18 protein-coding genes are annotated in these 23154 nt (G+C 70.3%); 9 read left to right on the top strand and 9 right to left on the bottom strand.

Features of this window, described 5'->3' with window-relative positions; all coding sequences use genetic code 11:
• Window positions 1-68: 68 nt before the first annotated feature.
• From phoH2 to ABD810_RS34375, 4 genes are all read right to left on the bottom strand, one after another.
• Complete coding sequence (phoH2, locus tag ABD810_RS34390) at window positions 69-1337, bottom strand: RNA 5'-3' helicase PhoH2 (RefSeq protein ID WP_425567006.1); 1269 nt, start codon at window positions 1335-1337, stop codon at window positions 69-71.
• A 312-nt stretch (window positions 1338-1649) separates the two neighbouring features.
• Window positions 1650-2411, bottom strand: coding sequence for an isoprenyl transferase (locus ABD810_RS34385; protein WP_344950627.1), 762 nt, complete (start codon window positions 2409-2411; stop codon window positions 1650-1652).
• Window positions 2412-2732: 321 nt separating this feature from the next.
• On the bottom strand, window positions 2733-4517 hold the full coding sequence (locus tag ABD810_RS34380; RefSeq protein WP_344950824.1) for a phosphoenolpyruvate carboxykinase (GTP): 1785 nt from the start codon (window positions 4515-4517) through the stop codon (window positions 2733-2735).
• A gap of 382 nt (window positions 4518-4899) precedes the next feature.
• A complete protein-coding gene (locus tag ABD810_RS34375; RefSeq protein WP_344950625.1) occupies window positions 4900-5421 on the bottom strand; it encodes a hypothetical protein in 522 nt (173 codons plus the stop codon).
• Between the two features lie 100 nt (window positions 5422-5521).
• Here ABD810_RS34375 and ABD810_RS34370 point away from each other — a divergent pair, with 100 nt between their 5' ends.
• On the top strand, window positions 5522-6130 hold the full coding sequence (locus ABD810_RS34370) for an acyl-CoA-like ligand-binding transcription factor (RefSeq protein ID WP_344950623.1): 609 nt from the start codon (window positions 5522-5524) through the stop codon (window positions 6128-6130).
• On the opposite strand, the gene ABD810_RS34365 is transcribed toward ABD810_RS34370, so the two are convergent.
• The 3 genes from ABD810_RS34365 to ABD810_RS34355 form a co-directional block, all read right to left on the bottom strand.
• Complete coding sequence (locus ABD810_RS34365; RefSeq protein ID WP_344950621.1) at window positions 6127-7488, bottom strand: C40 family peptidase; 1362 nt, start codon at window positions 7486-7488, stop codon at window positions 6127-6129. The genes ABD810_RS34370 and ABD810_RS34365 overlap by 4 nt on opposite strands.
• A 216-nt stretch (window positions 7489-7704) precedes the next feature.
• The gene (gene greA, locus ABD810_RS34360) at window positions 7705-8205 is read right to left on the bottom strand and encodes a transcription elongation factor GreA (RefSeq protein WP_344950618.1); all 501 of its coding nucleotides are present in this window, start codon (window positions 8203-8205) and stop codon (window positions 7705-7707) included.
• Window positions 8206-8294: 89 nt separating this feature from the next.
• The gene (locus ABD810_RS34355; protein WP_344950616.1) at window positions 8295-8732 is read right to left on the bottom strand and encodes a DUF4307 domain-containing protein; all 438 of its coding nucleotides are present in this window, start codon (window positions 8730-8732) and stop codon (window positions 8295-8297) included.
• A gap of 135 nt (window positions 8733-8867) precedes the next feature.
• Between ABD810_RS34355 and mca the strand changes: the two genes are divergently transcribed.
• The 3 genes from mca (at window position 8868) to ABD810_RS34340 (ending at window position 10450) form a co-directional block, all read left to right on the top strand.
• Window positions 8868-9752: a mycothiol conjugate amidase Mca gene (mca, locus tag ABD810_RS34350; protein WP_344950613.1), complete on the top strand. Its 885-nt coding sequence runs from the start codon at window positions 8868-8870 to the stop codon at window positions 9750-9752.
• A 126-nt stretch (window positions 9753-9878) separates the two neighbouring features.
• Entirely contained in the window at window positions 9879-10091 is a 213-nt protein-coding gene (locus ABD810_RS34345) for a hypothetical protein (protein ID WP_344950609.1), read from the top strand.
• Between the two features lie 29 nt (window positions 10092-10120).
• Window positions 10121-10450, top strand: a complete 330-nt coding sequence (locus tag ABD810_RS34340) for a GNAT family N-acetyltransferase (protein ID WP_344950606.1) — start codon at window positions 10121-10123, stop codon at window positions 10448-10450.
• A gap of 77 nt (window positions 10451-10527) precedes the next feature.
• Here the strand turns inward: ABD810_RS34340 and ABD810_RS34335 are convergent, their stop codons facing one another.
• Window positions 10528-11673 (bottom strand): hypothetical protein, encoded by a 1146-nt coding sequence (locus ABD810_RS34335; RefSeq protein WP_344950603.1) that lies wholly within the window; start codon window positions 11671-11673, stop codon window positions 10528-10530.
• 190 nt (window positions 11674-11863) lie between these two features.
• On the opposite strand from ABD810_RS34335, the gene ABD810_RS34330 reads away from it, so the two are divergent.
• The 5 genes from ABD810_RS34330 to ABD810_RS34310 all read left to right on the top strand — a co-directional run bounded on the left by ABD810_RS34330 (window position 11864) and on the right by ABD810_RS34310 (window position 20942).
• Complete coding sequence (locus tag ABD810_RS34330) at window positions 11864-12691, top strand: hypothetical protein (RefSeq protein WP_344950600.1); 828 nt, start codon at window positions 11864-11866, stop codon at window positions 12689-12691.
• A gap of 82 nt (window positions 12692-12773) precedes the next feature.
• Window positions 12774-17120: a cation-translocating P-type ATPase gene (locus ABD810_RS34325; protein WP_344950597.1), complete on the top strand. Its 4347-nt coding sequence runs from the start codon at window positions 12774-12776 to the stop codon at window positions 17118-17120.
• Window positions 17121-17433: 313 nt separating this feature from the next.
• Window positions 17434-18138, top strand: a complete 705-nt coding sequence (locus ABD810_RS34320; RefSeq protein ID WP_344950595.1) for a RibD family protein — start codon at window positions 17434-17436, stop codon at window positions 18136-18138.
• Window positions 18131-18625 (top strand): deaminase, encoded by a 495-nt coding sequence (locus tag ABD810_RS34315; protein ID WP_344950592.1) that lies wholly within the window; start codon window positions 18131-18133, stop codon window positions 18623-18625. The genes ABD810_RS34320 and ABD810_RS34315 overlap by 8 nt, the downstream gene beginning before the upstream one ends.
• A gap of 346 nt (window positions 18626-18971) precedes the next feature.
• Window positions 18972-20942 (top strand): thioredoxin domain-containing protein, encoded by a 1971-nt coding sequence (locus tag ABD810_RS34310; RefSeq protein WP_344950589.1) that lies wholly within the window; start codon window positions 18972-18974, stop codon window positions 20940-20942.
• Between the two features lie 70 nt (window positions 20943-21012).
• Here the strand turns inward: ABD810_RS34310 and ABD810_RS34305 are convergent, their stop codons facing one another.
• A complete protein-coding gene (locus tag ABD810_RS34305; RefSeq protein WP_344950586.1) occupies window positions 21013-23145 on the bottom strand; it encodes a transglycosylase domain-containing protein in 2133 nt (710 codons plus the stop codon).
• Window positions 23146-23154 lie beyond the last annotated feature (9 nt).

The raw sequence follows: 23154 nt of genomic DNA, 5'->3' as shown, positions 1-23154 counted from the left end.
GGTCCGGCGTGGACCCCACCGCGACCACGGTCCGCCGCGGCCGGCGGGACCGTGATCGCCGGCTGCGGTCAGGGTGTGATGTCCTCCAGCATCTCGGTGACCAGTGCGGCGATGGGCGAGCGCTCGGATCGCGTCAGCGTGACGTGGGCGAACAGCGGATGCCCCTTGAGCTTCTCGACCACGGCCACCACGCCGTCGTGCCGTCCGACCCTGAGGTTGTCGCGCTGGGCGATGTCGTGGGTGAGCACCACCCGCGAGTTGGCGCCGATGCGCGAGAGCACGGTCAGCAGGACGCCGCGCTCCAGCGACTGGGCCTCGTCCACGATGACGAAGGCGTCGTGCAGCGAACGGCCCCGGATGTGCGTGAGCGGGAGGACCTCCAGCATCCCCCGGTCGAGGACCTCTTCGATGACCTCGGGCGTGGTGACGGCTCCGAGCGTGTCGTACACCGCCTGGGCCCAGGGGCCCATCTTCTCGTTCTCCGATCCCGGCAGGTAGCCCAGCTCCTGGCCGCCCACCGCGTACAGAGGGCGGAAGACGATGACCTTGCGGTGCTGGCGCCGCTCCAGCACGGCCTCCAGGCCGGCGCACAGGGCGAGGGCGGACTTGCCCGTGCCGGCCCGTCCGCCGAGGGAGACGATGCCCACCTCGGGGTCCATGAGTAAGTCGAGGGCGATGCGCTGCTCGGCCGAGCGGCCGTGCAGGCCGAACACCTCCCGGTCGCCGCGCACCAGCCGCACGGACTTGTCGGGCAGCATGCGGCCGAGCGCGGAGCCCCTGGCCGAGAGCAGCCGCAGGCCGGTGTGCGTCGGAAGCTCGCGTGCCTCCTCCAGATCGAGGGTGGAGTTCTCGAAGAGCGACTCCACGTCTTCGGTCGTCACCTGGAGCTCGGCCATGCCGGTCCATCCGGACTCCACCACCAGGTCGGCGCGGTATTCCTCCGCGGCGAGCCCGATCGAGGCGGCCTTGACCCGCATGGGGAGATCCTTGGACACCAGCACCACGTCACAGCCCTCGGCCGCCAGGGACCGCGCGACGGTGAGGATGCGGGTGTCGTTGTCGCCGAGCCGGAAGCCGGCCGGCAATATGGCGGGGTCGCTGTGGTTGAGCTCCACCCTGATGGTGCCCTCGCCTATCGGCATGGGCTCGTCCAGCCTGCCGTATTTCACCCGCAGGTCGTCGAGGAAGCGCAGCGCCTTCCGGGCGAAGTAACCGAGCTCTGGGTGGTGCCGCTTGCCCTCCAGCTCGGTGATGACGACGATCGGTAGTACTACCTCGTGCTCGGCGAAGCGGCTCATCGCCGCAGGGTCGGCTAGGAGGACAGAGGTGTCCACAATGTAGGTACGCCTGGACGGCGTCGCGCTACTGGAGGTTGTGGACGAGTTACTCGAGGACACTGCCACGCGTTCTCCCCCGGGCGCCAGGAGTAAGCGCCCTGCCAGATGAGGTGGTGAACGGACCGGGTCCGGTCGTGCGCCCCCATAGGTTCGAGGCGATGCCGGATCCCGGCCCTCCTCGTCGTAAGGCGACGCAAGGGCGGACCCTCTCCCGAAGTAGGCCGTATGGACTGCCTACTACTTACGGTACGTCGTGGATTCCCCCTACCCAACAGCTCGACCAGGGCTAATAGGGGGTATTCACGGGGTGTTTCAGTTCCCGTACCGCCGGTGCCGCGCGGCATACGACCGCAGCGCCCGCAAGAAGTCGACCCTGCGGAAGTCAGGCCAGTAGGCCTCGCAGAAGTAGAACTCGGAGTGGGCGCTCTGCCAGAGCAGGAATCCGGAGAGTCGCTGCTCTCCCGAGGTGCGGATGAGAAGATCCGGGTCGGGGAGGCCGCGCGTGTAGAGATGCTCCGCGATGTGCTCGACATCGAGGACCTCGACAAGCTCCTCGATGCTCGCGCCCTTGCTGGCGTGCTCCTGGAGGAGGGAGCGCACCGCATCAGCGATCTCACGCCTTCCTCCATACCCAACTGCAACGTTCACAATCAGCCCAGGTCGGCGTGATGTCACTTCTTTCGCATCTTTAAGGATCCTGGCCGTGCGATCGGGCAAAAGGTCCAACGCGCCCATCGGGTTCACCCGCCATCCCCCGACGACCAGTCCCTGGACCGTTTCCTCGATGATCTCCATGAGGGGGTCGAGCTCTTCCTTGGGCCGGGTGAGGTTGTCGCTGGAGAGCAGCCACACCGTGACGATCTCCACGCCCGCCTCACGGCACCACTCGACCAGTTCGGAGATCTTGTCGGCGCCCTTCTGGTGCCCGTGGCTGACGTCCCGCAGGCCCATGGCCCTCGCCCAGCGGCGGTTGCCGTCGACGATGACGCCGACGTGCCGGGGTATCGGGTCGGAGGACAGCTTCGTCTCGAGCCGGCGCTCGTACAGCCGGTACACGAGATCGCGCACGCCCATGAAGACCTCCCCTTCGCCGCCCGTCCGCTTCGGGGCGTTGACAACACGCAATTATCGCGTGCCCGAGCGCTCGCCCGCCCCTCGCTTGGGTTGCTGTTCCGTCCCGGAACCGTGCAGCCGGCGTGCAGGGGCCGGCCGCGTACTGGGACGTCATCGTTCCGTACCAGTGCGAACGGCCCTGCGGCGAGCGGGGCCTGGGAGGTTCGAGGGTGATGTCGTACGGCGAGCCGAACACCGTTGCGCCCGTCGGCTCACGGGAACGTACAACCATCACCCTAGTCATAATTTCCCGGACATAACCCCCCAAACGTCCTGAGAGGCTCAGCCCAGACGGCTCACCAGGGAGTGGTACTCGTCCCACAGCTCCTTGGGCAGGTGGTCGCCGAACGTCTGGAAGTGCTCGGGGACCAGCGCGGCCTCTTCCCTCCACACCTCACGGTCGACCGACAGCAGGGTCGTCAGGTCGGCCTCGGAGATGTCGAGACCCTCGGTGTCCAGAGCGTCCTTGGGCGGCACCAGCCCGATGGGCGTCTCCACGGCCTCGGCCTCGCCGTTCAGGCGCTCCACGATCCACTTGAGCACGCGGCTGTTCTCGCCGAATCCCGGCCACAGGAAGCGGCCCGAGGCGTCCTTGCGGAACCAGTTGACGTAGTAGAGCCGGGGCAGCTTGTCGGCGGCACCGGTCTTACCGATCTTGATCCAGTGGGCGAAGTAGTCGCCCATGTTGTATCCGCAGAAGGGCAGCATCGCGAACGGGTCGCGGCGCAGCTCACCCACCTTGCCCTCGGCCGCGGCGGTCTTCTCCGACGCCACGTTGGCCCCGAGGAACACGCCGTGCTGCCAGCTGCGCGACTCGGTCACCAGCGGCACGGCGGTCGCGCGGCGGCCACCGAACAGGATCGCCGAGATCGGCACGCCCTTGGGGTCACGCCATTCGGGAGCGATCGTCGGGCACTGCGCCGCCGGGGTCGTGAAACGGGCGTTCGGGTGCGCCGCCGGTTCGGCCGACCCGGGGGTCCAGTCACGGCCCTTCCAGTCGGTCAGGTGCGCCGGGGGCTCGTCGGTCAGGCCCTCCCACCACACGTCACCGTCGTCGGTCAGCGCCACGTTGGTGAAGATGCTGTTGCCCCAGAGCGTCTTGATGGCGTTCGCGTTGGTGGACTCGCCGGTGCCGGGCGCCACGCCGAAGAACCCGGCCTCGGGGTTGATCGCGTAGAGCCGGCCGTCCGCGCCGAAGCGCATCCACGCGATGTCGTCGCCGACCGTCTCGACCTTCCAGCCCGGGATGGTCGGCCGGAGCATCGCGAGGTTGGTCTTGCCGCAGGCCGACGGGAACGCGGCGGCGACGTAGCGGGTATCGCCGGTCGGCGGGGTGAGCTTCAGGATGAGCATGTGCTCGGCCAGCCAGCCCTCGTCACGGGCCATCACGCTGGCGATGCGCAGCGCGTAGCACTTCTTGCCGAGCAGCGCGTTGCCGCCGTAGCCGGAACCGTACGACCAGATCTCACGGGTCTCCGGGAAGTGGCTGATGTACTTGGTCTTGTTGCACGGCCAGGGGACATCCTCCTGGCCGGGCGCGAGCGGCGCCCCGACCGAGTGGACGGCCTTGACGAAGTCGCCGCGCTTCTCGATCAGCCGCAGCGCCTCCTCCCCCATCCGCGTCATGACCCGCATGGAGACGGCGACGTACGGGGAGTCGGTGATCTCCACGCCGAGCTGGGAGATCTCGCCGCCGAGCGGGCCCATGCAGAAGGGCACGACGTACATCGTGCGCCCGCGCATGCAGCCGCTGAACAGCTCGTCGAAGGTCGCGCGCATCTCCTTGGGAGCGATCCAGTTGTTGGTCGGCCCGGCGTCCTCGGGGTCCTCCGAGCAGATGAAGGTGCGGTCCTCGACCCTGGCCACGTCGGTGGGATCCGATGCCGCGTGGAAGCTGTTGGGGCGCTTGGCGAGGCGGGTGAAGGTTCCCTGCTTGACCAGCAGGTTCGTGAGGCGCGTCCATTCGGCCTCCGACCCGTCGCACCACTCGACACGGTCGGGACCGGTGAGCTCGGCGATCTCCCGCACCCAGGCGATGAGCTCGGTGTGGGTCGTCGGTGCGGTCATTTCAATGGAAACTGACACGGGGCCGGCTCCTTACTCTCAGGCCAAACATCATTAACGACAAACCGCGCCGAATCCAATTGGCGTAGACCAGTCAATGAAACGGGAGTTCAAGTACTCCTCAAGTCGGAAGATCCACCCTTCCCATTTCATTTCTGTTTCACGCCGGTGAATTCGATGCGCCGCCGTGGCCCCTGTCCGCTGCCCGTCCGTACGACGTCACGGCAGGCAGGGACCGCGATGGTCCGTGGATTTTACCCACGTTTGACCGGGATAAAAGAGAGCCACCCGGCCGGCGGTCCCACTACCCAGCCGACGCCGAGTACACATTGGTATAGGCCAATCCGAATGGTCTAGGCCTGTCAAAGAATTGGTTTAGGCCAATCTACGCATTCAACTCCGGGCCGGCGGAACGCACGCGGTCGACATGCTGAAGGGCATCGCGCAGGTCAGCGAGCCAGGTGTCGGTGTGGTGGCCGACCAACCGCACGCACCATGCGAGAGCGTCGCTGCGGCTGCGGGCGACGCCCGCCGCGACCAGCGTGTCGAGCACGCGCCGCTCGGACTGCCTCAGGCGGGTCATGACCGGGATCGAAAGGGTGGTGAACATCACTGTCTCGTCGCCGTAGGAGACCCCCCAGGAAACCTTGCGGCGGAACCGGTGCTCGGCCTCTCGGGCGATCTCCATGCGGCGCTCGCGGGTCTCTTCCCTGAACCGCTGGATGTGCCCGTCGATCAGTGCCGCCTTCTCCGCGGCCGACGCCTCCTCGGCGGTCGCCGGCGTCGGAAGCGTGCCGACCACGGCGATCTCCTCGCGGTCGAGGACGAACTGGTGCTGCCCGGAGAACCACTCCTGGGGCAGGCGACCGGTGAACCACGAGATGATTACTGCTTCATCCGTTTCCATGTAATTGAGATTACACCCATACGTTCAACGTTCAAGAGAGCAATTTTGACCGAGACCATCAGGACGAGTCCGGACCGGGCCGGCACGGGAGAATCGGACCATGAGCTCTCCACCCCGAACCGATCGGCGACACGGTCTCCGCGAGCGTAAGAAGGCCAAGACCCGGCGCGCCATACAGGAACACGCCCTGAGGCTGTTCGCGGAGCAGGGCTACGACGGCACGACGATAGAGCAGATAGCCGAGGCCGCGGAGGTGTCGCCCAGCACGTTCTTCCGCTACTTCCCCACCAAGGACGACGTGGTCATGCAGGACGACTACGGCCCCATGCTGATCTCGGCCTTCCTGGCGCAGCCCCGATCTCTGACCACCCTCGCCGCCCTCCGGGAGGCGGTCCGCGAGATCTCCACCCAGGTCATCGCCGACGAGGAGGAGTCGATCCTGCGGCGCGTGCGACTCGTGTGGTCGATCCCCGCGCTACGTGCCCGCCAGGTCGAGGGACAGATCGCCACGATGGCCATGCTCACCGGCGCCATCGCCGAGCGCACCGGGCGGGCGGCCGATGACTTCGAGGTACGCGTCTTCGCCGGCGCCATCGTCGGCGGCTGGGTGGCGGCCGTCGACCGCTGGATCGAGTCGGGCGGCGAGGAACCACTCGGCGAGATCATGGAGAAGGTGCCGGACCTCCTCGAAGGAGGGCTGTCCCTCTAGCGGACCCGGGCGGCCACACTCGGGCTCACCCGGACGACTCCGGCGAGGTTCCTGGTGTTGATGGGCGCGATCTTCACCACGTCACCCGTACGCGGCGCGTGCAGCATCTTGCCGTCACCCCAGTAGATCGCCACGTGCGAGATGTAGCCGGGATTCGTCGGGTCGCTACGCCAGAACAGCAGGTCGCCCGGCTGCGCCTGCGCCAGGGGAACCTGCGGCCCGCTGACCCACTGCTGGTGGGTCACGCGCGGCATTCGCACCCCCGCCTGCGCGAAGGCCCACTGCACGAGGCCCGAGCAGTCGAAGGTGTCCGGGCCCTCGGCGCCCCAGACATACGGCCGGCCCAGCTTGCCGGCCCCGGCCGTGAGCGCCACCCGTAGCTGGTCGGAGGTCATGAAGGAACCGACAGGCCAGGAGGTGCGCCCCTGGGCGGGGGGTGTGAGCACCGGATTGATCAGGGCCACCTGGCTGCCCTTGGGGAGGATCTTCAGCAGCCTCAGCCGGAGCCTGGTGGAGTCGATGCCCGGCGCGCTCACGAGGAGCGCGTTGCGCTCGGGGATGCCGAGCGAGGTGGCGACCTGCCGGGAGACCACGGCGTTGATCATGCCCATGCCCATCGTGGCGTAGGCGCCGACCCGCAGCTTGCGGCCGCCTCCGGTGATCGTGGAGCCGAGGGCCACGCCACCGTCGTTGCCGAGGGTGAACGAGACGGCGATGTCACCCGCGGCCACGCTGTTCCACAGAGCGTCGGAGCGGGCCGTGGAGCGAGGCGTGTAGGCGCGGAAGGTCGAGGGATCCACTCCCATGGTCTGCACGCGCTTGCCGTCCATCATGACCTCGGCGGCGTTCACGACCTCGACGTCCTTGACGTCCCTGCGGGCCTTGACCTTGCGGACGGCGGCCGCGGACAGCGAGCGGGGCGTCACCACGAACAGGTGCGGCTTGCGGAGCGCGACCAGCGGCGCCACCTGTGTCTGGGCCTGGGACCGCGTCTGCGTCTGCGCTTTGGCGGCGGGCAGGTCGCGGGTGGCCGCGACGTATCCGGCGTCGCGCTTCGGGATCGGCACGCGGGCGGCGGGCGCGGCGGCCCACGACTCGCGCTTGCCGAACTCGCCGAGCACCATGATGTCGGCGGCGAGCACCGTGACGAGGCCGACGGCGATGATCGGCACGGCCCGGCGCAGCAGCCGTGGCACCGGCCGGCGGCGGGGCCGCTGACGGGGATGCAGGCGCGGCCGGTAGCTCAGATCCTCGCGTGCCTCGCTGAGGGCACCGCCGAAATAGGCGCGGACACCGATCAGGCCCCGGGTGAGGCTCTCTCGGACGACGGTCGTGCCACCCGGTCGCCGATCGAGCACGTCGCGCCCCTTTCGCCCTGGTCTCGCAGGTCCCGATCAATGACAGTGCCGCATGCTCGTCGAAACGTCCAGGCGTGCCTCGTCCCCATCAGTGCCTGATTGTTCCGAAGCCAGACCCGCGTGTCCGGTGATTCGCCGTTAATCAGCATGGATCCGCCGAAGCTGCGCTCCGGCGGATCATGTCACTGGCTGGGACGCGGGGGCCGGCCGCGCGGGTCAGTTGCCGATGTACGGCACGGCCTCCAGGATCTCCACGGTGTTCTGCCGGCCGTTGGGCAGCGTGTATGTGGCGCGTTCACCGATCTTCTTGCCGTTGATGGCGGCACCGAGGGGGGACCGGGGCGAGTAGACGTCTATCGGCGCGCCGCTCTCCTCGCGGGATGCGAGCAGGAAGGTCACCTCGTCCTCGTCACCGTCGAACCGGATGGTCACGGTCATACCTGGACCGACAACTCCTTCGGCGCGGGGAGCCTCTCCCACCCTCGCCTGGTCGAGCAGCTGGCGGAGCTGGAGGATACGGCCCTCCATCTTGCCCTGCTCCTCCTTGGCGGCGTGGTACCCGCCGTTCTCCTTGAGGTCGCCTTCTTCGCGAGCGGCTTCGATCTTCTTGGCGATGTCCACGCGCCCGGGCCCCGAGAGATACTCAAACTCCGCCTTCAGGCGGTCGTACGCCTCCTGCGTCAACCAGGTGACGTTCTCTTCGCGGGAGTCGACCACGGGTTCTCCTTGCGTACTCGTGAGAGTTGCGAGCGTTCGAATTCGGGGAGACTAACAAATTAACCCGACCGAACGCTTTCCCAAAAGTCTCATTGTACGAGATAGCAGTACTGCACGTGGCCCGAAGTGGCGCGAGCGCTGGTCTGCAGACGTTCGGTCAGCCGGGAGTCGGCCTGCCCGCGGGGAAGCACGACGTCACGCGTGCCCACCTCGACGTGGTCGGTGTCGGTGGCTCGCAGCCTGCACACGGCCTCGCGATCGGCGGGCTTGTGCGTCTGGAAGGTTATCGTGATCGAGTTCGTTCCGCCCACCTCGAAAGCGATCACTTCGGTCAGCACGTCGGGATTTCCCTTGGCGGTCATCATCACGTAGCCCCAACCGCCCATCGCGATCGCGATAAAGATCCCGATGATGACGAGTGCAATGGCTCGCCCGCTACGCCCCAAGCGTCCTGGACGCTCCGGAAAGGACTCGGGGGTGCCCAGAACCGGCGCCCCAGCGGTCGAACCGGCAGCACTATCGGCCATGGCGGAATCTCCCAGCGGTCCTTCGATGTTGCACGAGACGATTGTCCCCTGCGAGGGCTTCGGCCCTCGCGCCGCCCCAAGAGAAACTAACCTCTCTGGGGAGCTGTCCTGGACACCCTGAGGAGAACCCGAGCCGTGAGTGCACCGCTGAGGCTGATGGCCGTACACGCGCACCCTGACGACGAGTCGAGCAAGGGAGCCGCCACCATGGCGCGCTACGCGGCCGAAGGCGTCGACGTGCTGGTCTGTACGTGTACCGGTGGTGAACGCGGCTCGATCCTGAACCCCAAGATGGATCGGCCCGACATCCTGGAGAACATGACCGAGGTGCGGCGCCAGGAGATGGAGAAGGCCCGCGAGATCCTGGGGGTCGGGCAGACCTTCCTCGGCTTCGTCGACTCGGGCCTGCCCGAGGACGAGAACGAGCCGCTGCCCGAGGGCTGCTTCGCGCTCCAGCCGCTGGAGACGGCGGCGGCCCCGCTGGTCGCCGCCATGCGCGAGTTCCGGCCACACGTGATCTTGACCTACGACGACGACGGCGGCTATCCCCACCCCGACCACATCATGACGAACAAGATCTCGGTGGAGGCCTTCGAGGCGGCGGGCGATCCCGACCGCTACGTCGGCCTTGGCGATCCGTGGCAGCCGCTCAAGCTCTACTACCACATGGGGTTCACGCGTGAGCGCTTCGAGGCCCTGCACCAGGCCATGACCGACCGCGGCATCGGCTCCCCGTACGGAGACTGGATCGCCCGCTGGGAGGACCGCCCGCAGAAGTGGGAGGTCACCACGCGGGTGCCGTGCGGCGACTACTTCGAGACCCGCGACCTGGCGCTGCTCGCCCACGCCACCCAGGTCGACCCGGACGGCTTCTGGTTCGTCTGCCCCCGCGACCTGCAGCGGGAGATCTGGCCGACCGAGGACTTCCACCTGGCCCGGTCGCTCGTCGACACCGAGTTGCCCGAGGCCGACCTGTTCACCGGCATCCACGCGGGCGAGGTGTCACGCGCCGGCCACTGACGGAGGGGCCGACGGTGGCGGGTCACGGGCCGGCCACCGGCCCCGGCGCGGGCGTCGGCGGCGGGTCACCGGCCCGCCGCCGACCGAGCCGCGGACCCCGGGTGGCAGACTTGACAGGTGACTGATTTGACCGCACAGATCGCCGCCGCCCCGGCCACCCCGGTCGGCCCCGGCCTCATCGGCTTCCTGGTGGTCGCCGCCATCGGTGTCGCGCTGTACTTGCTGGTGAAGTCGATGAACAGGCATATCTCCAAGATCGAGGTTCCGCACGAGGCCGATCTGGAGCAGCCGGCGAACGACGAGCAGGAAGCCCGACCACGCCCCAACGGGACCCATTGAGCACCGTGGCCCACGAGAGGAACTCCCCCATGGACCACGCGATCAAGGTGGCCGACAACCCGGGCGCCGCCCGCTACGAGATCACGGTCGACGGCCGGCTCGCCGGGTTCGCGGCCTACCGTGCGCTGCCCGGGCGGCTCGTCTTCACCCACACCGAGGTGGACCAGGAGTTCGAGGGCCATGGGTTCGGAAGCACCCTGGTCCGCGGCGCCCTCGACTCGGCCCGCGAGGCAGGCGTCACGGTCGTGCCCCGGTGTCCCTTCGTCGCGAGCTACATCAAGCGCCACCCCGAGTACGGCGACCTTCTCGCCGCACACGACCCGGAGACCGAGCACGCCGGCAGCCCCGACGCGACCTGAGGCGACGCCGGGGAGAACCGGCTGGAAGACCCGGCCAGGCCCGTCGGGGCCTCAGGTCGTCGTCGAGGGCGGCGCGGTCACTCGGGGGTCCACGCCCGCTCCAGCGCCTTGGGCAGGCCCCACCAGCCCAGCGGGGTGAGGATCGTCTTGTCGTCGACGATGCCGAGCCTCTCCCACAGGGGCGTGACGGAGCTGAACAGCGCCTCGGTCGTCTCCAGGTCCTCGGGGTCGTCCATCTCGACGTCGATGTCCTCGGATTCGGCGACGAACCTGGCGATGCGCTCGGGTGAGGCCAGCACGCCGGGGCCGCGACGGGCCAGCGCTATCACGGCCGCCAGCCAGTCGGCGTGGTGGATGGTGCAGATCGCGGCGAGCGCCGAGTCCTCCTGGCTGAGCTCGCCTTCCAGGTCCCAGAACTGGTGCTCGTCCTCGTCCTGGAGGTCGGAGACCGGCGAGGCGATGCCGGCCGCCACCATGAGCCAGAGCTCGGTGTCGCTCTCGGGAAGCGGCTCGCCGTCGAGACCCGCGCACGCCTTGAGCACCGAACCCGGGTATCCCGGCTCGGCGAGGACCGCGCGGAGCCGCCGGGCCGCCGTTTCCAGGTCGCCGTCGGGGCGCGGTGGCTCGGGCAGGTCGGCGAGCACGCGGTGCAGCTCGCTGAGCGCGAACGCCTCCTCCTCGTCCCAGGAGGCGAACAACCCGTCGTCGAGCTCGTCGCCGACGGCGATGCTGGGCACCCGGCCGTCCGGGAGGGCCGTGGAGAGCCATCGGTCCTGGATGCCCTCGTAGACCTCGCGGGCGTCGGAGTCACCGGAGACGAGGCGGTCGGGGTCGATCTCGCCGATCGCGACGTGCTCCTCAAGGTGGGCCACGAGCTGTTCGTACAGCTCCTCGGCCACCGGGCCGCGGTCGCCCTCCTCGGGCCAGACGAAGTAGCTGCGGGTGATGAGGATCGGCTCGGTGCCGGTGGCCTCCAGCCATCGCTGGACGTCCCCCACCGTCGCCACGCCGGCCTCGATGCCGGTCAGCGTGGCCTTGGCCGAGTCCCAGAAGGCGGCCGACAGAGGGTTGCCCGCCGCCAGCATCGCCCGGCGGAGATCGGGCATCGCCACCAGCGCCTGACCGCTCGGCACGGCGAGCAACGCGCGCGCGACATCGCGCCGGGTGAGGTCGGCCACGGGCCGACCTGCGTGCTCGCTGACGAAGTCCAGATCCACGTTCACGCCCCGTGAGCCTACGCCCATGCGCCGGATGGTGACAGCGCGACCATCCGGCTCACGCGGTCATCGGCCGGACAGACCGGTCCGGCCGCGGGAAGACGCCATGACAGGACAGGACGAAAGGCCCTAGCGGTGACCGCTGAACTGGGCAAAGGGTGAAATGAGGAGATTGCATCGCACCCGAGGAGGGGCCATGACCGTGACCCAGACGTCGCGCGTGAACCGTGATCGTACACAATCGACATCCGCCTCCAACGGCGATCTGATCCAGCTGGACACTCCTGTCGTCAGCCTCCACGTCCACCGTCCGCACATGCCGCAGATGCCGAGGTTCCGGACGCCGCGCATGCCCGGCGGCCGTACCTCCGGCACGACCGGCGAGACCGGCACGATGCAGATGCCCCGAGGGCAGGAGATGGGCCGCGCGGTGGAGACCGCAAGGACGTTCCTGCCACCGCCGGAGCGCATCGCGTACTACGGCGGGCTCGGGCTGCTCGCGGCTTTCGGGCTGATGGAATGGCCCGTCGCGGCCGCCATCGGCGCAGGGACCATGCTGGCGGCGCGCGCCTGCGCCCAGCAAGGACAGCAGGCCGAGCCGGCTCCCACGCCGGCCAGGCGGTCCGCCACTCCTCGGACGTCCAGGGCGGCCACTCCGGCGTCCGAGCAGCCGGCGACACGGGCGAGGGCGTCCAGGGCCCGGACGGCCTCCGAGACGCCCACGCGGGCATCCCGTGCCGCGGGCGCCGCCTCGCGTGCCACCGGTGAGACCGCACGTGCCACGCGTTCGACCTCCCGGGCGACCGCCTCGCGTGCCACCGGCGCCGCCTCGCGTGCCACCGGCGCCGCCTCGCGTGCGACCGGCACCGCCTCGCGTGCCACCGGTGAGACCGCGCGTGCCACGCGTTCGACCTCCCGGGCGACCGGCTCGCGTACGACCGGCGCCGCCTCCCGCGCCACTTCGGCGCGGACCAGCGCCGCATCGAGAACGGCGAATGAGACGGAGAGGCGTTCAACCGCCTGACCTGGGAATACTTAGGGTCGAATGATCAGACCGCCTGCCACGCGGTCTGATCGGCATGTCGGCACCGGGTCGTGGAGGCGTTGTGTTCCTGCTTCGTGAAATCAGGGGTACGGCAGGGCTGCTGGCGTCTCTTCTACCCGAGACCGTGCGGGCGCTGCTTCCCTGTCCCCGGCAGGTCCATGAGTGCGTGGGAGGCATGCGCATCGAGGTGCGGAACGTCGGCGGCCCGGGCACCTCGCGCGAGGCGAGCGCCCTCGAAAAGCGCCTGTGCGAGGTCGGCGGGGTGGACCGGGCGGAGGTCAACGGCGCCCTCCGCTTCGTCTTCGTCGGATGCGACAGAGATGCCGTCGACGTCGGCGAGCTGCTGTCGATCGTGGAGAAGTTCGACGTGGCCGAGCCGGACGGCGACGGCCGGACGGCCCGCCACGCGGTGGAGCACCACGCCCGCGCGATCGTGGAGCTGGGCGCCGGGCTCCTCGGCGTGGGCGTGACCCTGGTCGGCCAGGTGACCCACGTCGCCAAGGCGCCGGCCGCGTTGCCCGCGCTGCTGCAGCTGGCGGAGTCCACGCCCCGGGTGCGCCACGAATTGGAGCGTCGTCTCGGGCGGCCGACCGCGAACATGGTGTTCGCCGGCACGCGCTTCACCGCGCAGACCCTCGCGCTGCGCCCTGTCGCGCTGTTCATCGACTCGCTGGCGGCGGCCGGCCGCTGTGTCGAGGCCGCCGCCGGGCGCCACGCGTGGCGGGTCAGGGAAGAGGAGTTCGCCGCGAGGAAGGGTGGCTACCGTTACATCAGGACCGCCGTCACTCCCCGCCCGGTTCCGCTGCCCTACGGCCCTATCGAGCGTTACGCGGACACCCTCAGCGTCGGGGCGCTCGCCTCGTACGGCCTCACCTCGGCCGTCAGCTCCGACCAGCAACGAGCGCTCGCGATGCTCGTCGCCGGGACGCCCAAGGCCGCCCGGCTCGGCCGGGACGCCTTCGTCAGCGCGGTGGGGCGCGCCGCGGCGCACCGGGGCGCGCTGATCCTGGACCGCGACGCGGTGCGCGGCATGGATCGCATCGACACCGTCGTCTTCGACGCCGAGACCCTCACCATGGGCTCCTGGACCGTGCACGAGGTCATCAGGCTCGCCTCGGGCGCCGATGTGGACGCCGACGAGCTGCACGCCCGCATCTACACGCTCATCGAGGGCGCGGACGCGACCGTACGCCGCGAGCAGGGCGACTGGGCGGCCGAGGCGCTGGCGGCCGTACCCGACGTTGCCTCGCACTGGCGGGAGAAGGGGGTGCGGCCCACCGCCGTGACGTATCGAGGCGAGAACGTCGCCCTGGTCGGCGTGGTCCCCGAGGTGCATCCGTTCGCCGAGGCGCTCGTCTCCGCCGCCGGTGACATGTGCGAGGTGGCCATCGCCGGGGGCGATCCGAGCCTCGGCTGGCGGTTCGGAGCCGGCAGGCTCGTCGACGGAGGCAGCCGGCTGCCCATGTCCATCCGTGCCCTGCAGGCGGACGGGCACGGCGTGGCGCTGGTGACGCAGCGCACCCGGCGCGGGCTGAGCGAGTCGGATCTGGGGATCGGCGTGCTGACCCGGGCGGGCCGCCCGCCGTGGGACGCGGACGTCATCGGCGGGCCCGACGCGGCGCACCTTCTGCTGAGGTCCCTCTCCCTGGCACGGGCCACGAGCGAGCGCAGCACCAAGGTGTCGGCCGCCGGGGCCGCCCTCGGGGGCGCGCTGACCGTCCTCGGCCCGGCCGCGGGTTCCGTGAGCCGGGTGCAGTTGCTCAGCGACGCCACCTCCTTGGTCACGCTGGTGACCGGCGCCTGGACGGGACGCGACCTCGGCCGCGAAACGCTGCCGCAGCACGTCGACCGCACCCCCTGGCACGCCCTGCCGGCGCAGGACGTCCTGGCCCGCGTCTCCTCGACGGCGGCCGGGCTCTCGGAGGCGGAGGCCGCGCGCCGCAGGGCCGCGCCGATCCGGCAGGAGATCGGGCGGCCCACCTCGTTGCTGCGCGCGACCGCCGAGGAGCTCGCCAACCCGCTGACGCCGCTGCTGGCCGTGGCCGCCGGGGTGTCCGCGGCCGTGGGATCGGCTCTGGACGCCGTGCTCATCGGCGGGGTGCTGGCCGTCAACGGGCTCATCGGCGGAGTGCAGCGCACCAACGCCGACCAGGCGCTCACCCGGCTCACCGACGCCACCGCCGTCCCCGTACGGCTGCGCCGGCCGAGCGGGTCCATCGACGCCACCGCCGACGACCTCGTGCGAGGGGACGTGATCGAGCTGCGGGCGGGTGACGCCGTGCCCGCCGACTGCCGGGTGCTCAAGGCCCGCGGCCTGGAGGTCGACGAGTCGCCTCTGACCGGAGAGTCGCAGCTCGTCGCCAAGTCGCCCGCGCCCACCGCCGCCCTCGCGGTGGCCGACCGCAACTCCATGGTCTACCAGGGCACCACGATCGCGGCGGGCACCTGCCTGGCCGTTGTGGTGTCCACCGGTACGACGACCGAGGCGGGCCGTACGGCCGAGCTTGGACGGATGGAGGCGCCGCCGACCGGCGTGGAGCTGCGGCTGCGCGCCCTGAGCCGCCAGATCATGCCGGCCGCCATCGGCTCGGGCGTCGTGCTCATGGGCGCCAACCTGCTCCGGCACTCCACACTCGCCGAAGCGCTCGCCCCCGCGGTCAGCCTGGCGGTGGCGGCCGTGCCCGAGGGTCTGCCGTTCGTCGCCACCGTCGCCGAGCTGGCGGCGGCCAGGCGCCTGTCGACCCGTGAGACGCTCGTGCGCAACCCCTCGACCATCGAGGCACTCGGGCGGGTCGACGTGCTGTGCTTCGACAAGACCGGCACCCTCACCGAAGGCCACATCAGCCTGCGCCAGATCTCCGATGGCCGCTCGGAGCATCGTGTCGAGGAGTTGCCCCAGGAATACCGGCGCATCCTGGCCGCAGCCCTCAGGGCGGGACCCCGGCTCGACGGCGAGCGTGCCGTCCCGCACCTCACCGACCGCGCGGTGGTGGAGGGGGCGGAGAAGCTCGGGGTGGTCCCTTCGGAAGGTCTGGACGGCTGGCACCGGGTCGACGAGTTGCCCTTCGAGTCGGCACGGGGCTATCACGCCGTGCTGGGAAAGGCGGGAGCCGACGACGGGGGCGGCCACCTGCTCAGCGTGAAGGGGGCTCCGGAGGTGGTGCTCACCCGTTGCACCACCATGTTGAGCGAGGGCGAGGTGACGCCCCTGGACGGGGAGGCCGGCCACTCGCTGGCCAAGGAGGTCGACCGGCTCGCCCAGCAGGGTTACCGCGTGCTCGCCGTCGCCGAGCGTGCCGCGTCGAGCCGCCGCGACCTCGACGAGTCCCGTCTTGAGGAGCTGTGCTTCCTGGGCTTCCTCGGCCTGGCCGATCCGGTGCGGCCCACCGCGGCGAGCAGCGTGGACCGGCTCGTGCGGGCGGGCGTCCGGGTCGTCATGATCACCGGTGACCATCCGAGCACGGCCGAGGCCATCGCCGCCGAGCTGAACGTGCTGAACGGCCTGCGGGTCATGACGGGGGCGGAGCTGGACGCCATCGACGACTCGATCCTGGCCGAGGTGCTCCCGCAGGTGTCGGTCTTCGCGCGCGTCACTCCGGCGCACAAGGCGCGGATCGTCGCCGGGCTGCAGCGGGCGGGCAAGGTCGTGGCGGTGACCGGCGACGGCGCCAACGACGCCCCGGCCATCCGGCTCGCCGACGTGGGCGTGGCGCTCGGCTCGCGTGCCACCCCGGCCGCGCGGGCCTCGGCCGACGTGGTGGTCACCGACGACCGCATCGAGACCATCGTGGACGCGATCGTCGAGGGCCGGGCGATGTGGAGCTCGGTCCGCGACTCGCTCGGCATCCTGCTCGGCGGCAACCTCGGGGAGATCGTCTTCACGGTCGGCTCGAACCTGATCGCCGGCCGCAACACCCTGAACGCCCGGCAGCTCCTGCTGGTCAACCTGCTCACCGACATGCTGCCGGCCCTGGCGATCGCCGTCCGGCCGCCGAGCGCCACGAGCCCGGAGAGGCTGCTCATGGAAGGGCCCGAAGCCTCACTGGGCGCGGCCCTCACCCGGGACATCTACACACGCGCGGCCACGACGGCGGCGGCCGCCTCCATCGCCTGGATGCTCGCGCGCCCCACGGGCACGCAGGCGCGGGCCGACACCGTCGGCCTGATCGGCCTGGTGTCGGCCCAGCTCGCGCAGACCCTCGCGGTGGGCGCGACGGACCGTACGGTCGTGGTCGCCGCCTCGGTCTCCCTTGCGAGCCTCTTCGTGGCGGTCTCGGTTCCCGGGCTCAGCCAGCTCTTCGGATGCCGTCCGGTCGGCCCCGTCGGCTGGACCATCGGGCTCGGCAGCGGGGGCGTGGCCGCCCTGGCGAGCCGGTTGATCACCCCAGCTCACGACACCGGTCACTAGACGTTCACCAAACGGACATCTCAAATGGGACAAAACGCTACATACATCCATAAAACTGTATGGAGCAACCAAAACCCTACTGTGAGGTCCCGGTGTACAACTTCCTTGCCTCTGTTCTCGCCAAGGCGGCCGTGATGTTGGTCGAGGCGCTGATCGTGCGCCTCGTGCAGGTCTGCGTCGAAAGGTACGCGCCCCAGGCGGCCTGACGCCGCCACGGCGGCCCCGTTCGCTCCGGGCGGAGGCCGCCACGTGATGTCGGCGCTCGGACCTCGCGGGGTCCATGATTGGAAGCATCCGTCATGGAGGTCCCTCGGTGGCTGAGCGCCCCTACATCCTGCTGTCGGTCGCGACGTCGATCGACGGTTATATCGACGACTCCTCCGGCGGCCCGCTGGCCCTGTCCAACGCGGCCGACTTCGATCGGGTCGACGAGGTGCGCGCCGGCTGCGACGCCGTCCTGGTCGGCGCGAGCACCATTCGCGCCGACGACCCGCGGCTCCTGGTCCGCTCGCCCGCCCGCCGCGCCGAGCGCGTGCGGCGCGGGCTCGGCGAGACCCCGCTCAAGGTCACGCTGACCGGCCACGCCGACCTCGATCCGCAGGCGCGCTTCTTCGCCTGGGGCGAGGTCGAGAAGATCGTGTACGCGACCGGCGCCTGCGCCGGCAGGGCTCGTAAGTCCCTGTCGGAGGTGGCCACCGTGGTGGACGCCGGTGATCCGCTCGACCTCACCGGCGTCCTCGCCGATCTCGCCGCGCGCGGGGTGGGACGGCTCATGGTGGAGGGCGGCACCGCGATCCATACGCTCTTCCTCTCCTCGGGGTTCGTCGACGAGATCCACCTCGTGGTCGCCCCCTTCTTCGTCGGAGACCCGGCCGCTCCCCGATTCGTCGGGGCCGGCGCCTTCCCGTACGGCCCGGCGAACAGGATGCGCCTGGCCGAAGCCCGTCCGATGGGCGACGTGGTACTCCTGCGCTACCTCCCTCCCGAGTCCGGCGACCATGAGCGGTCCGATGGCTGACACCACGGCCGAAGGCCCGGAAGGTGCCGCGTTTCCCTCGGGGCGGACCGACCGGCGGTGGCTGGAGAGGACGGTCGAGCTCTCGCGCGAGTGTCCCCCCTCGGCCACCGCGTTCGCCGTCGGAGCCGTCGTCGTCGGCGGTGACGGCCAGGTCGTCGCCACCGGCTACTCCCGCGAGTCCCATCCGCTCGACCACGCCGAGGAGGCGGTCCTGGCCAAGATCGCCCGCGATGACCCGCGGCTCGCGTCGGCGACGCTGTACAGCTCGCTCGAACCGTGCAGCACGCGATCGTCGCGACCTCGCAGCTGCACCGAGCTCATCCTCGCCTCCGGCATCCGGCGCGTCGTGTTCGCCTGGCGCGAGCCGGACCTGTTCGTCGACTGCGTCGGCGCGGAGACCCTGCGTGCCGCGGGTGTCGAGGTCGTGGAGATCCCCGAGCTCGCCGCGCGTGCCCGGGAGGTCAACGTGCGTCTGTTCGGTGCGTAGGCCCGTTAAGCTGCATGGCGCACGAGTCACCGCGCCACACGACATAGAGGGAGAAGTTGACGGTGTACAAGGAGTTCGCGATCGAGGCCGTAGTGTGGCTGATTCCCGTCGTCGTGCTGCTCGGCATAGCCTGGCTGGTCACGGCCACGGCCTGAAGATCACTCGGCCACACGACGTTCCGGAGACGGCGCGCGCCATCGGGCGGGCGCCGTCTTCGCGTTCTCGCCGCCCTGACCACCTGATCGCCGTCACCGGCTCCTCGCCTAGTGTGAGAAGGACCGTGGGGGTACAAGGGTGGCGCGGCCGATGCGCCCACTCGAGAACCGATACGCAGGAGAGGGTCTTGATGAACCGCTTGAAGGACGCGACGAGCCCCTATCTGCTGCAGCACGCCGACAACCCCGTCGAGTGGTTCGAATGGGGTGAGGAGGCGTTCGCGGAGGCGCGGCGGAGAGATGTGCCGCTGCTCGTCTCCGTCGGGTACTCCGCATGCCACTGGTGCCATGTCATGGCCCACGAGTCCTTCGAGGACGCCGAGACGGCGCGGATGATGAACGAACGGTTCGTCAACGTCAAGGTCGACCGCGAGGAGCGGCCCGACGTGGACGCCGTCTACATGAACGCCACCACGGCGATGAACGGGCACGGCGGCTGGCCGATGACCGTGTTCGCCACGCCCGAGGGCCATCCCTTCTACACCGGCACCTACTTCCCCCGGCCCCAGTTCCAGCGGCTCCTCGCCGGGGTCTCACAGGCGTGGACCCAAGACCGGGAAGCGGTGGTCTCCCAGGGCTCCAAGGTCGTGGAGGCGCTGGGCCAGGGGGCCGCGCTCTCTGGCGGGCTCCTGCCGACGGCCGAGACGACGGAACAGGCCGTGCGCGACCTCGCACGGACCTTCGACCCCGTCCGCGGCGGGTTCGGCGGCGCGCCCAAGTTCCCGCCGTCCATGGTCCTCGAGTTCCTGCTCAGGCACGGCACGCCCGAGGCGATGACCATGGCGGAGAAGACCCTGGACGCCATGGCGCGCGGCGGCATGTACGACCAGCTCGGCGGGGGCTTCGCCCGCTACAGCGTCGACGCCGGCTGGGTGGTGCCCCACTTCGAGAAGATGCTGTACGACAACGCGCTGTTGCTGCGGGTCTACACCCACTGGTGGCGGTCCACCGGGTCTCCGACGGCCAGGCGCGTGGCCCTGGAGACCGCCGACTGGCTGCTCCGCGAGATGCGCACCCCCGAGGGCGGCTTCGCCTCCGCGCTGGACGCCGACAGCGAGGGCGTGGAGGGCAAGTTCTACGTCTGGACGCCCGCTCAGCTGCGCGAGGTGCTCGGCGAGGAGCGCGGCGCCTGGGCCGCCACGGTCTTCGAGGTGACGGAGGAGGGCACCTTCGAGCACGGCGCCTCGGTGCTCCAGTTGCTCTCCGACCCGCCCGACCGCGCCATGCTGGACGACGTGCGCGCGGAACTGCTGACCGCCCGTGCGTCCCGGGTACGCCCCGGCAGGGACGACAAGGTGGTGGCCGCGTGGAACGGCCTCGCCATCGCGGCGCTGGCCGAGACCGGTGCGCTGTTCGGCCGCCGCGACCTGGTGGAGGCGGCTCGCACGGCCGCGGAGGTGCTCGACCAGGTGCATCTCGACGGAGCCCGCCTGTCGCGCACGTCGCGGGACGGCCGCGCGGGAGCCAACGCGGGGGTGCTGGAGGACTACGCCGACGTCGCCGAGGGGTTCCTGACGCTGTACGGGGTCACCGGGGAGGCACGCTGGTTCGACCGGGCGGGAGCCCTGCTCGGCACGGTGCTCGACCGGTTCCCCGACGGGGCCGGAGGGTTCTTCGACACCCCCGACGACGGCGAGCGGCTGTTCCAGCGGCCCCAGGACCCGACCGACAACGCCACGCCGTCGGGGCAGTTCGCGGCGGCGGGGGCGCTGCTGGCGTACGGCGCCCTGACCGGGTCGGCGCGTCATCGGGAGGCCGCCGAGGCCGCCATCGGCACGGTGTCGACGCTCGCCGGCAAGCATGCCCGGTTCGCCGGATGGGGCCTCGCGGTGGCCGAGGCCGCGCTGGCCGGGCCCGTGGAGGTCGCGATCACCGGCCCGCTGGACGATCCGCGTACCACCGCGCTGCACCGGGCCGCGCTCATGGCCGGCGTCCCCGGCACGGTGATCGCGGTCGGCGACGGCGACGTGCCGTTGATGGAAGGGCGGGGCCTGGTCGGCGGGGAGCCCGCCGCCTATGTCTGCCGGCGCTTCACCTGCCGTGCCCCCGTGACCTCCCCCGCCGACCTGACACGGGAGCTGACCGACTCGTCCCACCGCTGAGGCCGTCGTCAGGCCACCCGTCCCGCCGCTGAGGCCGTCGTCAGGCCACCCGTCCCGCCGCCGGCCGCCGTCAGGCCGGTGGGGGTGGGGTCTCGACGGGTTGGCGGGTCTCCGGCACGAGGGTGCCGGTGGGGTCGGGCTCGGGATCCGGGTCCGGGCCGCCGGTGGGGCCCGGGTCCTCCGTCGGCAGGCCCTCGCTGGGCGACGGGTCCGGCGAAGCGGGGCGGTCGTCCTGCGGCGGCCCGTCGCCGAAGCCGCCGTTACCCCAGCGGTCGCCGTTGTCGCCCCAGCCGTTCCCGTCGAAGCCGCCGTTCCAGCGGTCGTAGTACGGGTTGTACGACGTGGCCCCGGGGAAGTCCTTCACCGGCCTGCCCGACATCGCCTCGGACATGAACGCCCGCCAGATCTGCGCGGGCAGTGACCCGCCGAACAGGGCTCCGTACCCGGGGACCGTCACGGTCTTGTTGTCGTCGCGGAACATGTTCACGGCCGTCGACAGCTGCGGGGTGAAGCCCACGAACCAGACGGAGCCTGCGGAGTCGCTGGTGCCGGTCTTGCCCGCCACCGGACGGTCGTACAGCCGGGCGGCCGTGCCGGTGCCGCCCTCCACGACCTGCTCCATGGCGTAGGTCGCGTCGGCGGCCGTTGCCTCGCTGTACGCCCGGACGCCCTCCGCGGTGAACTTCCTGGTGTGCCCCTGGGAGTCGGTCACCGAGCGGATGGAGTGCGCCGCCCTGTGGATGCCGTTCGCCGCGAACGTGGCGAACCCGGAGGCCTGCTGGACGGCGCTGACCGACGCCGTGCCGAGCGGGAAGGTCGGGTAGTCCTTCTGCTTGGCGATCTGGTCCGCCGGGATGCCCGCGGCCTCCGCCGCCTTGGCGACCTTCTTCAGCCCGACCTTCTGCGCCAGGTCGACGAACGCGGTGTTCACGGAGTTGCGCGTGGCCTCGACCAGGTCGATCGCGGACCCGTACGAGGTGCCGCCCGCGTTGGGGATCGGGTCCTTGGCGGAGGCCACCTGTATCGGCGAGTTGCCGTTGACCCGGGTGTTGAGGTCGAAGCCGTTCTCCAGCGCGGCGGCCAGCGTGTAGGGCTTGAACGTGGACCCGGCCTGGACCTTGGCGGAGAAGGCGTTGTCGTACTGGTTGCTCGCGTAGTCCTTGCCACCGTAGAAGGCCATGACCTCGCCGGTGGCGGGATCGACCGCGGCCAGGCCCGTGCGCACCTTGCCGGAGGTGCCCGCCGGCAGCGTCTCCTCGACCGCGCGCTCGGCGGCGGCCATCAGGCTCTTGTCGAACGTCGTCGTGATCTTCAGGCCGGCCTGGTAGATGTCCTCGTCGGTGTAGCCGCGGCTGTTCAGCTCGGCTCGCACCTGGGCGAGGATGTAGCCCTTCTGCCCGCTGAGCGACAGCGGGTTCTTGAGCTTGGCCAGCTCGGGGAAGGTCAGCGCCGCGGCCTCTGAGGGGTCGAGCGAGCGCGTCTTGACCATGGCGTTCACCACGGTCTGCCAGCGGGCCTTGGCGGCGTCCAGGTCGGCGCCCTTGGGGGCGGCGAACCGCGACGGCTGCTGGATCACCGCGGCGAGGTAGGCGCCCTGGGACGCGGTCAGCTTGGACACGTCCTTGCCGAAGTACGCCTGGGCGGCGGCGTGGATCCCGTACGCGCCCCGGCCGAAGTAGATGGTGTTGAGATACTGCTCCAGCACCCAGGACTTGGACTTGGATCGGTCCACCTTCAGCGAGATCATGATCTCTTTGAACTTGCGCGTGGCCGACCGCTCCTGGCTGAGTCCGCTGTAGTAGTTGCGCACGAGCTGCTGGGTGATCGTCGAGCCGCCCTGGACCTGGTTGCCGGTGACGGTCGACCACATCGCACGGGCTGTACCTTGCAAAGACACGCCCTGATCCTGGTAGAACGTGCGGTTCTCGACGGAGATGACCGCGTCGCGCACCACCTGGGGCACCTTTTCGAGCGGCACGGCCTTGCGGTTCACGCCTTGCCTGGCGAGCACCGTCTTGCCGTCTCGGTAGTAGATGAGCGAGCCCTGCGCGGTCGCGAGCTTCTGCGTGGTGTCGGGGATCGGGGTGAGAACCCACACCAGGGCCACCATCGCGGCGAGGCCCAGAACGGCGATGCCACCGGCGATGAGAAACCGGCGGAGAAGACGGCGCCTCGACCTGCGCTTCTTCTCTACGTCCCGCACGGCGTTACC

Origin of the sequence: Sphaerisporangium flaviroseum (assembly GCF_039537005.1) — a bacterium.
GTDB classification, from domain to species: Bacteria; Actinomycetota; Actinomycetes; order Streptosporangiales; family Streptosporangiaceae; genus Sphaerisporangium; species Sphaerisporangium flaviroseum.
This window is presented reverse-complemented; position numbering and strand designations above follow the sequence as displayed.